This is a genomic window from Pseudomonas ceruminis, from assembly GCF_021602025.1.
GTDB lineage: Bacteria > Pseudomonadota > Gammaproteobacteria > Pseudomonadales > Pseudomonadaceae > Aquipseudomonas > Aquipseudomonas ceruminis.
In genome coordinates, this window is record NZ_BQHW01000005.1 from 115,954 (window position 1) to 128,902 (window position 12,949).

Below are 12,949 nucleotides of genomic sequence, written 5' to 3' on the forward strand. Positions count from 1 at the left end.
CCCCCAAAAGCGGGAGTGGCTGCGAATAAAAGAGGGGTTCACCCGGCCTGCCTGTACCGAGGCCCCCGAAACTGGAGATACAGTGCTTATTGCAGGTGGCGTGCCAGTTTTGAAAATGCCCGGAAACAGGGGGGGGCAGGGCTATCTGGCTGTGTTTCGAGGGGGAGTTGTGCCTTGGGGCGGTGCGGCGGGCACAGCTTCGGTGCATGAAGCTGAAATGAAGAGGGCTGCAAAGCAGCCCCAAACGTCTTACGGGTTCACGTGAGTGTCAGTGGTCTTCACCTTCATCATCATCCCCGCCATCCACATTCATCCCCAGCTCCTTGATCTTGCGGGTCAGGGTATTGCGCCCCCAGCCGAGCAGCACCGCTGCATCGCGACGCCGCCCGGCGGTATGCTTGAGCGCCGTCTCGATCATGATCCGTTCAAAGCTGGGTACGGCGCTGTCGAGCAAGTTAGACTGCCCGCGTGCCAGCGCCTGATCGGCCCATTGGCGCAGGGCCTGCTCCCAATTGGTCACGGGCACGGTATCGTGCGGCAGGTTGAGCAGCTCGGGCGGCAAATCGCCGATCAGCACTTCGCGGCTGGAGGCCATCACGGTAATCCAGCGGCAGGTGTTCTCCAGCTGACGCACATTGCCGGGCCAGGGCAGGTTGCGGATGAACTCTTCGGTTTCCGGCTTCAGCAGCTTTGGCTCGACGGCCAGCTCCTGTGCCGCACGGCCCAGGAAGTGCCGGGCCAGGGCGGGGATATCTTCGCGACGATCCGCCAGGCGTGGGATATGGATACGGATCACATTCAGGCGGTGGAACAAGTCTTCGCGGAACTTGCCCGCCTGTACGAGTGATTCGAGATTCTGGTGAGTCGCGGCGATGATGCGCACATCGACTTTTACTGGCACATGGCCGCCCACCCGATAGAACTCACCATCGGCGAGCACGCGCAGTAAGCGGGTCTGAGTGTCCGCCGGCATGTCGCCGATTTCGTCGAGGAACAGTGTGCCGCCGTCAGCCTGTTCGAAGCGCCCGCGCCGCAGGTTCGCCGCACCGGTGAAAGCGCCTTTCTCATGCCCGAACAGTTCGGACTCCATCAAGTCCTTGGGAATGGCCGCCATGTTCAGGGCAATGAACGGCGAAGCCGCGCGCGGGCTGTGGCGGTGCAGGGCGTGGGCGACCAACTCTTTACCGGTACCCGATTCACCGTTGATCAACACCGTGATGTTGGAGTGGCTGAGGCGACCGATGGCGCGGAACACCTCCTGCATCGCCGGCGCTTCGCCGATGATTTCCGGTGTGCGGGCCAGGACCTGAGGCACATCGAGGCCTTGTTGCTCCTGGGCGTGCTGGTTGGCCCGCTTGACCAGCGATACCGCTTCGTCCACGTCGAATGGTTTGGGCAGGTACTCGAAGGCGCCCCCCTGGTAGGAGGCTACGGCACTGTCCAGGTCGGAATGGGCCGTCATGATGATGACTGGCAGGCGCGGGTGCTGTTCGCGGATCTGTGCCAACAGGTCCAGGCCGCTGGCGCCGGGCATGCGAATGTCGGAAATGATCACATCCGGCTGCTGCCGAGCCAGACGACCCATCACGCCATCGGCGCTGTCGAAGCTCTGGGTGGTCATGCCTTCCTGTTGCAGGGCTTTTTCCAGGACCCAGCGGATGGAGCGATCATCGTCGACGATCCATACGGTTTCACTTCGGCTCATGAGGGGTGGCTCCTTGTTCCAGAGGCAGGAAGATCGAGAAGGCGGTGTGCCCTGCGTGGCTTTCACACTCGATCAGGCCCTGGTGCTGGCTGATGATGTTCTGGGTGATGGCCAGACCTAGCCCGGTACCGTCCGGGCGGCCGCTGACCATGGGATAGAAGAGGGTGTCCTGCAGTTCACTGGGAATGCCCGGGCCGTTGTCGATGATCTCGACACGGGCCACCAGGCGGTGGCGCACATGGCCAATGGTGAACTGGCGCATCGCGCGGCTGCGCAGGGTAATGCGGCCAAGGCGCAGTTCGTTCTGCGAGCTGATCGCCTGCATGGCGTTGCGCACGATGTTCAGCACGGCCTGGATCATCTGCTCGCGGTCGATCAGTACATCCGGCAGGCTCGGGTCGTAATCGCGCACCAAGGTGATGCAGCCCTGGCTTTCTGCCTCGACCAGGCTGCAGACCCGCTCCAGCACCTCGTGGATGTTGGTCATGGCCAGGGAGGGCAGCTTGTTGGAGCCGAGCATCCGGTCGACCAGGTTACGCAGGCGGTCGGCCTCTTCGATGATCACGTTGGTGTAGTCGCGCAGGCCGTCTTCGGGCAACTCGCGGGCCAGCAGCTGCGCCGCGCCACGAATGCCGCCGAGCGGGTTCTTGATTTCGTGGGCCAGGCCGCGCACCAACATCTTGGTGGTTTCCTGCTTGCTCAGCTGGGCCTCTTCCTTGGTGATGCGCAGCAGGCGGTCACGGGGGTGCACCTCCAGCAGCAGTAAGGTGTCGCCCTGGTGCAGGATCGGCGTCACGGCGTAGTCGACGGTGATGGTTTGCCCGGTCAGCGAGGTCAGCTGGGCTTCACGCTTGGTGAACGGGTGCGCCTGTTCGACGGCCTGACGCAGGGAATTGAGCGCCTCGGTCGATTCGGTGAACAGCTCGCTGATGAACTGCCCATGGCTGCGCTGCCCGCTGACGGCCAGAAGCATTTCTGCTGCCGGGTTCATGTATTCAAGGCGCAGTTCTGCGTTGAGCAGAAGCGTGGCCGTGGTCAGGTTGTCCAGAAGCAGACGGTGCTGTGCATCGCTGATGGTCATAAGGCGTCGTTGACCTCTTTTGGCGCTGGCATGCCCTTGGTCGAACCAAGGGCGAGCGCGCTATGGATCCGCTGATGCCAGGAAAATGCAAGAAACAAACCAAGGCTCCGAAAAGAAGCGGGATTCCTTGATAAAGACCTGAAATTGCGCTCAAACGGGCCAGAATATTCGGCTTTACCGTTTCACGTGACCTGTTTTGGGCCTCTTTGCGGGTCGCGGGGGTGTATTACGCACCAATATAGAGCATTCGCATGCTTAGCGTGCCGCGCACAGGTTTGCTGTGGCGCGAACCAGTGCCTGATGGCGTACAGGTTCGTCGCTACGCCTTGCCAGGGCCTGCGCGAGTTTTTTCCGGCACTGTGCCAGCGGTTGTTGGTCGAAACGAGCCAGTTCGAAAAGCAGTGTGGCCTGGAGCTCGTCAAGGCGCGGGCGAATGTCGTCGGCAAGGTCCAGCGCTGTAGTGGCGGGGCGTTTGCCCCGGGCGGCCCAACGGTTCAGCAGGCTGTACTGGATGAGTTTGCTGGCTTCGATCTGGTCATCGAAAAAAGCAGTGGCGCGGCCAGGGCTGAGGCCGAAGTGGGGTGCGGCTTCGCGGACCTGAGCCAATACCTGGTGTTCACGATCGGTCGCTTGTACAGGGAGTTGCTGATCCCACTTGTGGCCCGCGACGGCGCTGGCGAGGTCCAGTCGCTGCTCGATGCGCGACAGTAAGGGGGCGAACTCGGTTTGTGGTGGTGAGGCATTCTGGCAGCCGAGCAGGCCGAGCGTGAGCGTGAGGGTGACTGGGGCGAGGCGCATGGTGATCTCCTTGATGCGAGGAGATCCGATTGTTGGGCAGGGGAGCAGGCTCTGGTTGTAGGCGACGTCTGAATTGAACGTGCGTAAAAACAAAAACGGCCTTCCGAAGAAGGCCGTTTGGGGTGATGCAATCGGCGCGAGGCGCCGATCAGATCAGCAGCTGTAGTACAGCTCGTATTCCAGTGGGTGCACGAAGGTGCGGACCTTGATCTCTTCTTCGCTCTTCAGTTCGATGAAGGCATCGATGAAGTCGTCGGAGAACACGCCGCCCTTGGTCAGGAACGCACGGCCTTTATCCAGCTCTTCCAGAGCTTCTTTCAGGCTGCCGCAAACTTGCGGGATGTCTTTGGCCTCTTCAGGCGGCAAGTCATACAGGTTCTTGTCGGCAGCATCGCCTGGGTGGATCTTGTTCTGGATGCCGTCCAGGCCAGCCATCAACAGGGCCGCGAAGGCCAGGTATGGGTTGGCCGATGGGTCCGGGAAACGCGCTTCGATACGGCGGGCCTTCGGGCTGCCGACGTAAGGAATGCGGATCGAGGCGGAACGGTTGCGAGCCGAGTAGGCCAGCATTACCGGGGCTTCGAAGCCTGGGACCAGACGCTTGTAGGAGTTGGTCGACGGGTTGGTGAAGCCGTTCAGGGCCTTGCCGTGCTTGATGATACCGCCGATGAAGTACAGGGCGGTGTCGGACAGGCCGGCGTAGCCTTCGCCTGCGAAGGTGTTCTTACCGTCTTTCCAGATCGACATGTGCACGTGCATGCCCGAGCCGTTGTCGCCGTAGAGTGGCTTCGGCATGAAGGTGGCGGTACGGCCGTAAGCGTCGGCAACGTTGTGCACGACGTATTTCAGGGCCTGTACTTCGTCCGCTTTCTTCACCAGGGTGTTGAACTTGACGCCGATTTCGTTCTGACCGGCAGTCGCCACCTCGTGGTGGTGAACTTCAACGGTCTGGCCCATCTCTTCCAGAGCGTTGCACATGGCAGTACGGATTTCGTGGTCGTGGTCGAACGGCGGAACTGGGAAGTAGCCGCCTTTCACGCCAGGACGGTGGCCTTTGTTGCCGCCTTCCACGTCAGCGCCGGTCATCCACGAGCCTTGCTCGGAGAAGATCTTGAACATCGAGCCGGAAATGTCCGACTGGAACTTCACTTCGTCGAAGATGAAGAACTCTGGCTCTGGGCCAGCGAACACGGTGTCACCGATGCCGGTGCTCTTCAGGTACTCTTCGGCGCGCTTGGCGATCCCGCGTGGGTCACGATCGTAGCCTTGCATGCTCGACGGGTCGACGATGTCGCAGGTGAGGATCAGGGTCGGTTCTTCGGTGAACGGGTCCAGGACGGCAGTTTCGTCGACCGGCATCAGGATCATGTCGGAGGCTTCGATACCTTTCCAGCCAGCGATGGAGGAGCCGTCGAACATCTTGCCGACTTCGAAGAAGTCTTCGTCCAGAGCATCACGCGCTGGCATGGTCACGTGATGCTGAATGCCTTTGGTGTCCGTGAAACGCAGATCAATCCACTTGACGTCATGATCTTTGATGAGTTGAACCGACTTCGACATGTTGTCCTCCGGATGGTCGAGGGCGCAGTTGGCCGCTGCCCTGGAAAAAGGGTGTCGCCGGGCGCGGATAGTCGGCCAAGCTTACCTGCCTCACAAGGGAGCAATTTGCATGCCAGTGCCCGAAAATGGCGAGGGCGGGGTAAAAGGGGGCGTTTGCGGGTGTTTGCGTTAGGGTCACTGGGCAAAAGTGCACCCTTTAGAGGCGGCATCAAAGTCATCTGCACCATAAAGGTGCGTCGTGAAGGATCTGTGCTTCCTTTAAGGGCCTTGCCGTCTGCCTGCCGGTCCCGCACCGCTGGGTTGCCTTGCGGGCGCCGACTTACCGGCGATGGGCCGGTGCGGCCAATATAAATCCAACCTTCTGTACAAAAGTTGGTCAAATCCTGAGCAATTTCCGATATAATTCGCGCCCCTCATTTTCGGCAGGCCCTGCGCGCGCTGTTAAACCAATGAAACTTATCGTCAAAGTCTTCCCAGAGATCACCATCAAAAGCCGGCCGGTGCGCAAGCGCTTCATTCGCCAGCTCGGCAAGAACATCCGCAACGTGCTCAAGGACCTCGATCCGGAGCTCGTGGTTGATGGTGTCTGGGACAATCTCGAAGTGGTCACCCGCGTCGAGGACGAGAAGGTCCAGCGTGAAATGATCGAGCGCCTCACCTGCACCCCGGGTATCACCCATTTCCTGCAGGTCGAGCAATACCCGCTGGGTGATTTCGACGATATCGTCGCCAAGTGCAAACACCACTTCGGCCACTTGCTGGCCGGCAAGCGCTTTGCCGTGCGTTGCAAGCGGGGTGGGCACCATGACTTCACCTCGATGGATGTCGACCGCTACGTCGGCAGCCAGTTGCGCCAGCAGTGCGGCGCCGCCGGTATCGACCTGAAGACCCCAGAGATCCTGGTGCGCATCGAGATCCGCGATCAGCGCCTGTACGTGATCCACAATCAGCATCAGGGTATCGGCGGCTATCCGCTGGGCGCGCTCGAGCAGACCCTGGTACTGATGTCCGGCGGCTTCGACTCCACCGTGGCGGCCTATCAGATGATGCGTCGTGGCCTGATGACCCACTTCTGCTTCTTCAATCTCGGTGGCCGCGCCCACGAGTTGGGAGTGATGGAAGTGGCGCACTACCTGTGGAAAAAGTACGGCAGCAGCCAGCGCGTGCTGTTCATCAGCGTGCCGTTCGAAGAAGTGGTCGGCGAGATTCTCAACAAAGTCGACAACAGCTACATGGGCGTTACGCTCAAGCGCATGATGCTGCGCGCGGCTGCACGCATGGCCGACCGCCTGCAGATCGACGCGCTGGTCACCGGCGAGGCGATTTCCCAGGTTTCCAGCCAGACCCTGCCGAACCTGTCGATCATCGATTCGGCGACCGACAAGCTGGTGCTGCGCCCGCTGCTGGCCACCCACAAGCAGGACATCATCGACCAGGCAACCGAAATCGGCACGGCCGACTTCGCCAAGCACATGCCTGAGTACTGTGGCGTGATCTCGGTTAACCCGACCACCCACGCCAAGCGCCACCGCATGGAGCATGAAGAGAAACAGTTCGACATGGCCGTGCTGGAGCGTGCCCTGGAGCGTGCCAAGTTCATTTCGATCGACCATGTGATCGACGAGTTGGGCAAGGACGTGGAAATCGAGGAAGTGCACGAAGCCCTGCCTGGGCAGATCGTCATCGACATCCGTCACCCCGATGCCCAGGAGGACGAACCCCTGGTGATCGAGGGCGTCGAGGTCCAGGTCATGCCGTTCTATGCGATCAACAGCAAGTTCAAGCAGCTGGATGAAACTCGCCAGTACCTGCTGTATTGCGACAAAGGTGTGATGAGCCGTTTGCACGCACACCACCTGCTCAGTGAGGGACATGCCAATGTGCGTGTTTATCGTCCGACATAAGACGCCAGGGCTGTATGGCGGCAGCATCCGCCATCGCCCTCCCGACCGCCGGGCCCGCTGAGCTTTTAACTTCATATTGGCCGCCTAGACTGGCGGCAACCGAATCCTCTGATCGAGATACAGTTGTGATCGAAAATCTGCGTAACATCGCCATCATCGCCCACGTTGACCATGGTAAAACCACCCTGGTCGACAAACTCCTGCGCCAGTCCGGCACCCTGGAGCGTAACGAGCTCAACGACGAGCGCGTGATGGATTCCAACGACCAGGAAAAAGAGCGCGGCATTACCATTCTGGCGAAGAACACCGCCATCAACTGGAACGGCTACCACATCAACATCGTCGACACCCCCGGCCACGCCGACTTCGGTGGCGAGGTTGAACGTGTAATGTCGATGGTCGACTCCGTGCTGCTGCTGGTCGACGCCCAGGACGGCCCGATGCCGCAAACCCGCTTCGTGACCAAGAAGGCTTTCGAAGCCGGCCTGAAGCCAATCGTCGTGATCAACAAGGTCGACCGTCCGGGCGCGCGTCCTGACTGGGTTCTGGACCAGATCTTCGACCTGTTCGACAACCTCGGTGCCACCGACGAACAGCTGGACTTCAAAGTCGTCTACGCCTCGGCGCTGAACGGCATTGCCGGTCTGGACCACACCGCCATGGGCGAAGACATGACCGCCCTGTACCAGTCGATCGTCGACAACGTACCGGCGCCGGACGTTGACCGTGACGGTTCGTTCCAGATGCAGATCTCCGCGCTGGACTACAACAGCTTCCTCGGCGTTATCGGCGTTGGCCGTATCGCCCGTGGCCGCGTCAAGCCGAACACCCCGGTTGTCGCCATCGACACCAATGGCAAGAAGCGTAACGGTCGTATCCTGAAGCTGATGGGCCACCACGGCCTGCACCGCGTCGACGTCGAAGAAGCCCAGGCTGGCGACATCGTCTGCATCAGCGGTTTCGACGAGCTGTTCATCTCCGACACCCTGTGCGCCCCGGACGCGGTAGAAGCGATGAAGCCGCTGACCGTTGACGAGCCGACCGTTTCGATGACCTTCCAGGTCAACGACTCGCCGTTCTGCGGTAAGGAAGGCAAGTTCGTCACCAGCCGTAACATCAAGGATCGCCTGGACAAGGAGCTGCTGTACAACGTGGCCCTGCGCGTTCAGGAAACCGACTCCCCTGACAAGTTCAAGGTATCGGGCCGTGGTGAGCTGCACCTGTCTGTTCTGATCGAAACCATGCGTCGTGAAGGCTTCGAGATGGCCGTAGGCCGTCCTGAAGTGATCATCCGTGAAGTCGACGGCGTGAAGCAGGAACCGTTCGAGAACGTCACCATCGACATCCCTGAAGAATCCCAGGGCAAGGTCATGGAAGAGATGGGCCTGCGTAAGGGCGACCTGACCAACATGGTTCCGGATGGCAAGGGCCGTGTTCGCCTGGAGTACAACATTCCAGCCCGTGGTCTGATCGGTTTCCGTAACCAGTTCCTGACCCTGACCAACGGTGCAGGCATCCTGACCTCGATCTTCGATCGCTACGACACCATGAAGTCGGGCCAGATGTCCGGCCGCCTCAACGGCGTACTGGTTTCGGTCGAGACCGGCAAGGCTCTGACCTACTCGCTGGAAACCCTGCAGGCGCGTGGCAAGCTGTTCGTTGAACACGGTCAGGAGATCTACAACGGTCAGATCATCGGCCTGAACAGCCGCGACAACGACCTGGGCGTGAACCCGACCAAAGGCAAGAAGCTCGACAACATGCGTGCTTCGGGCAAAGACGAAGTCATCGCCCTGGTACCGCCAGTTCGCCACACCCTCGAGCAGGCCCTGGAGTTCATCCAGGACGACGAGCTGTGCGAAGTCACGCCGAAGTCGATCCGTCTGCGCAAGAAGATCCTGGACGAAGGCGAGCGTACCCGCGCTGCCAAGAAAGCCAAGAACTGAGTTAGCTCAGGCTGAATGAAAACGCCCCCGGTCGAAAGGCCGGGGGCGTTTTTGTTTGCTTTGTGAAAAGTGGCTGTAGGAGGCGGCTGTGTTTCGCGGCTGCACCTAATCACCGGTCCAGAGGCGGGCTCAGCGCATCATGCCCAACTCGGCATCGTCCAACAGCGCCTTGGCCAATGCACTCAGGTAGTGCGAAGCCCAGATCAGTTGCTGGTCGTTTTCCATCACGCCGGTAAGCGTCATGTCGCGTACATAGCCCATCAGTTCAGAGGCTTGTTCACGGGCGTTCTGGCACGGGATGCCGGCGGCTATCTGGAACAGCGGCTGGTCATGGGCTTCGCCTTGGTAGAAAAAGGTTTTGCCTGGCGTTGTTTTATCGTTTTCTGTCATCGGTCCATTTCCCCTGACTACTGCGATGGATGGCACCGGCTGCGCCGGTGTTCGCGGGACAAGCCCGCTCCCACAGGGGTTCGCAAGCTGTGCCGTCCTTGTGGGAGCGGGCTTGCCCCGCGAAGCGTCGAACATCAATGCAAGCTGCCGTGGGTGTAGGCGATCGTCAGGTAATGGGTGATGTTGACCACAACCTGGTCCAGGGGAACGAGGTTATTGCCAATGGCGTAGGTGAGATCTAAGGAACTGCCACCAACGTTTCCACACGTAGAGGCGGCAACTGTACGCAGGGTGGAAAAACCGGTCACCCAAGCTCCTCATCGCTGGCAAGCCAGCTCCTACAGGTCCTGCACCGATCCTGAGAGGGGCGAGTGCCTGTAGGAGCTCAAGGGCACTTGAATCAGCGAACGGTAGCCTTCGGTTTGTAGGCACAATACCCCGGCCGCGGCCCGACCTTCGGATGGTTCCGGCAGGTATCCGGGCGCTTGTCATAAATGGTGCACAGCCGGCTCTTACGATCCAGATAGAGGCAATCGTCATTGCTCATGCGGGTCAGGGTGAAGATCCCCGACTTCTGGTTGAAGCGCTCGATGATGCCGTCTTTCTGCAGGCGTTTGGCGATGTTCTTCGGGGGTTCGTCCTTCTCGAACTCGTCCACCACGCCAATGCGGATCAGGTCTTTGATCTTCACTTCAACGGGCAGCGTGCAACAGGTCGAATGGCAGCCACCGCACATGTGGCTGGCATAGCGCTGCCAAGTTTCCAGGCGGTCGACTTCGGCCGCGGCAATCAGGGTCGTTTTCATCGTTATATAGGGGGCTGGATCACGGTCTTGGGGCGCGCGATCATACCGGAGTTGCTCAATTTGTGAACAACCTTTTGCCGGATGGGCAAAGCGGGCATGAAAACTGCGAACCGTGGCTGTCACTCCCTGTCGAAGGGTCTAGTCTCAACACTCTCCCTGCGCTTTCGTCAACTTGCCCGAGGATGCCGCATGTCCCAGGAACCTAAAGCACGTGACGCCGAGGTGGCCGAATTTCGCGCCGCTGTACTGGATAAACTGACCTATGCGGTCGGTAAGGACCCGGAGCACGCCTTCGACCACGACTGGTTCGAAGCCATTGCCCTGGCCGCCCGTGATCACATGGTCGATCACTGGATGGATCACACCCGTCAGTCGTACCGGCGCAGCCAGAAGCGTGTGTATTACCTCTCCCTGGAGTTTCTCATCGGGCGCCTGCTCTATGACAGCCTGAGCAACCTCGGCCTGCTGGACATCGCCCGCGATGCGCTGGAAGGGCTGGACGTGGACCTCGAGCGCATCCGCCTGCTCGAGCCTGATGCAGCCTTGGGCAATGGCGGTCTTGGCCGTCTGGCGGCCTGCTTCATGGAGAGCATGTCGACCCTGGGGATTGCTGCCCATGGTTATGGCATCCGTTATGAACACGGGCTGTTCCGCCAGGCCATGGTCGATGGCTGGCAGCAGGAACAGACCGAGAATTGGCTGGACTTCGGTAACCCCTGGGAGTTCGAGCGTGCCGAGGTGATCTACCCGATCAGTTTCGGCGGCAGCGTCGAAACGGTGCTCGACGTCCATGGCCAACAGCGCCAGGTCTGGTGGCCGGGCGAAACCGTGCGGGCGGTCGCCTACGACACGCCGGTGGTCGGTTGGCGCGGTGCCAGTGTCAACACCTTGCGCCTTTGGCGTGCGCGAGCTCTGGAGGAGCTGCACCTGGAGCGCTTCAATGCCGGTGATCATCTGGGTGCGGTGGCGGAAGTGGCGCGGGCTGAAAGCATCTCGCGGGTGCTTTACCCGGCCGACAGCACCGAGGCCGGGCAGGAGTTGCGCCTGCGCCAGGAATACTTCTTTGTCTCCGCTTCGCTGCAAGACTTGCTGCGCCGCCACCTGAACATGCATAAAGACCTGCTCAACCTGCCGGATGCGGCAGCTATCCAGCTCAACGACACCCACCCGTCGATTGCCGTGGCCGAACTCATGCGGCTGTTGGTCGACCAACATGAAATTCCATGGGACAAAGCCTGGGAGCTGACCGTCGGTACCTTGGCCTACACCAACCACACCTTACTGCCCGAGGCTCTGGAAACCTGGCCCGTGGCACTGATGGAGCGCATGCTGCCGCGGCACATGCAGATCATCTACCTGATCAACGCGTACCATATCGACGCACTGCGCGCCAAAGGCCTGCACGACTTCGACGTGCTGCGGGCGGTGTCGCTGATCGAGGAGGACAACGGCCGCCGGGTGCGCATGGGCAACCTGGCGTTTCTTGGCTCCCACAGCGTCAACGGGGTGTCGGCGCTGCACAGCAAACTGATGAAGAGCACGGTGTTCGCCGAGCTGCACAAGCTTTACCCCCAGCGCATCAACAACAAGACCAACGGCATTACCTTCCGCCGCTGGCTCTACCAGTCCAACCCACAGTTGACGACGATGCTGGTCGAGGCCCTGGGGCCGGAGCTGCTGGACGACCCCGAGGGGCTGCTGGCCAACCTGGTGCCCTTCGCCGACAAGGCCAGTTTCCGTAAGCAGTTCGCCGCCCAGCGCCTGCACAGCAAGCGCGCCCTGGCCAGCATCATCCAGGACCGCCTGGGGGTTACGGTCGACCCAGAGGCGATGTTCGATGTGCAGGTAAAGCGCATCCACGAGTACAAGCGCCAGTTGCTCAACCTGCTGCACACCGTGGCGCTGTACCAGGCCATCCGTAACGACCCGGGTACCAACTGGGTGCCAAGGGTGAAGATCTTCGCCGGCAAGGCTGCGGCCAGCTACCACCAGGCCAAGCTGATCATCAAGTTGGCCAACGATATCGCCCGTGTGGTCAACAATGACCCTACCGTGCGCGGCCTGCTCAAGGTGGTGTTCCTGCCCAACTACAACGTCAGCCTGGCGGAAAGCATCATCCCTGCCGCGGACCTGTCAGAGCAGATTTCCACGGCCGGTTACGAGGCGTCCGGCACCAGCAACATGAAGTTCGGGCTCAATGGCGCCTTGACCATCGGTACCCTGGACGGTGCCAATGTGGAGATGTGCGAGCAGGTGGGCGCCGACAACATGTTCATCTTCGGTTTGACTGCGCAGCAGGTCGAGGCGCGCAAGCGTGCCGGCGACTTTGGTGCCAGTGCCGCGCTAGCCGCCTCCAACCGCTTGAACGATGTACTGCAGGCGATCCGCAGTGGTGTGTTCTCGCCGGATGATCCTGGGCGCTATGCCGGGCTGATTGACGGGCTGGTGGCCTACGACCGCTTCCTGGTCTGCGCCGATTTTGATGCCTACTGGGATGCCCAGCGGCGCGTCGAGGAGCTGTGGCATACACCGCAGGAGTGGTGGCGCGTTGCAGTGCTGAACACGGCACGGATGGGCTGGTTCTCTTCGGACCGGACCATTCGCGAGTACGCGACCGATATCTGGAAGGCGCTGGAGTGAGTGCTGGGGCCGCGTGGCGGCCCATTCGCGGGTCAAGCCCGCTCCCACAGGATCTCCGTTACCTTGTGTGGGAGCGGGCTTGACCCGCGAATGGACTGCAAAAGCAGCCAACGCTGAACT

General features: G+C 60.7%; 10 protein-coding genes. 3 read left to right on the forward strand and 7 right to left on the reverse strand.

What is annotated here, in order from left to right:
* Positions 1-268: 268 nt before the first annotated feature.
* The 4 genes from ntrC to glnA all read right to left on the reverse strand — a co-directional run bounded on the left by ntrC (position 269) and on the right by glnA (position 5,144).
* Positions 269-1,705 carry a nitrogen regulation protein NR(I) gene (gene ntrC, locus L6D80_RS08065; RefSeq protein WP_054900376.1) on the reverse strand — a complete coding sequence of 479 codons (1,437 nt, stop codon included), beginning with the start codon at positions 1,703-1,705 and terminating at the stop codon, positions 269-271.
* A complete protein-coding gene (gene glnL / locus L6D80_RS08070; RefSeq protein ID WP_054900375.1) occupies positions 1,692-2,786 on the reverse strand; it encodes a nitrogen regulation protein NR(II) in 1,095 nt (364 codons plus the stop codon). Before glnL ends, ntrC begins: the two co-directional genes overlap by 14 nt.
* Positions 2,787-3,041: 255 nt before the next feature.
* Positions 3,042-3,584, reverse strand: a complete 543-nt coding sequence (locus L6D80_RS08075; RefSeq protein ID WP_176512587.1) for a chorismate mutase — start codon at positions 3,582-3,584, stop codon at positions 3,042-3,044.
* 153 nt (positions 3,585-3,737) lie between these two features.
* The gene (gene glnA / locus L6D80_RS08080; protein WP_054900373.1) at positions 3,738-5,144 is read right to left on the reverse strand and encodes a type I glutamate--ammonia ligase; all 1,407 of its coding nucleotides are present in this window, start codon (positions 5,142-5,144) and stop codon (positions 3,738-3,740) included.
* Between the two features lie 449 nt (positions 5,145-5,593).
* On the opposite strand from glnA, the gene thiI reads away from it, so the two are divergent.
* Entirely contained in the window at positions 5,594-7,048 is a 1,455-nt protein-coding gene (gene thiI, locus L6D80_RS08085) for a tRNA uracil 4-sulfurtransferase ThiI (RefSeq protein ID WP_176512586.1), read from the forward strand.
* Positions 7,049-7,173: 125 nt separating this feature from the next.
* On the forward strand, positions 7,174-8,994 hold the full coding sequence (typA, locus tag L6D80_RS08090) for a translational GTPase TypA (protein WP_027921032.1): 1,821 nt from the start codon (positions 7,174-7,176) through the stop codon (positions 8,992-8,994).
* Positions 8,995-9,123: 129 nt separating this feature from the next.
* On the opposite strand, the gene L6D80_RS08095 is transcribed toward typA, so the two are convergent.
* From L6D80_RS08095 to L6D80_RS08105, 3 genes are all read right to left on the reverse strand, one after another.
* Complete coding sequence (locus tag L6D80_RS08095; protein WP_054900371.1) at positions 9,124-9,384, reverse strand: DUF3077 domain-containing protein; 261 nt, start codon at positions 9,382-9,384, stop codon at positions 9,124-9,126.
* Between the two features lie 134 nt (positions 9,385-9,518).
* Positions 9,519-9,692, reverse strand: a complete 174-nt coding sequence (locus tag L6D80_RS08100; protein WP_176512532.1) for a hypothetical protein — start codon at positions 9,690-9,692, stop codon at positions 9,519-9,521.
* A gap of 92 nt (positions 9,693-9,784) precedes the next feature.
* The gene (locus tag L6D80_RS08105; RefSeq protein ID WP_054900370.1) at positions 9,785-10,189 is read right to left on the reverse strand and encodes a YkgJ family cysteine cluster protein; all 405 of its coding nucleotides are present in this window, start codon (positions 10,187-10,189) and stop codon (positions 9,785-9,787) included.
* Positions 10,190-10,378: 189 nt separating this feature from the next.
* Here L6D80_RS08105 and L6D80_RS08110 point away from each other — a divergent pair, with 189 nt between their 5' ends.
* Positions 10,379-12,829 (forward strand): glycogen/starch/alpha-glucan phosphorylase, encoded by a 2,451-nt coding sequence (locus tag L6D80_RS08110; RefSeq protein WP_176512585.1) that lies wholly within the window; start codon positions 10,379-10,381, stop codon positions 12,827-12,829.
* Positions 12,830-12,949: the final 120 nt, after the last annotated feature.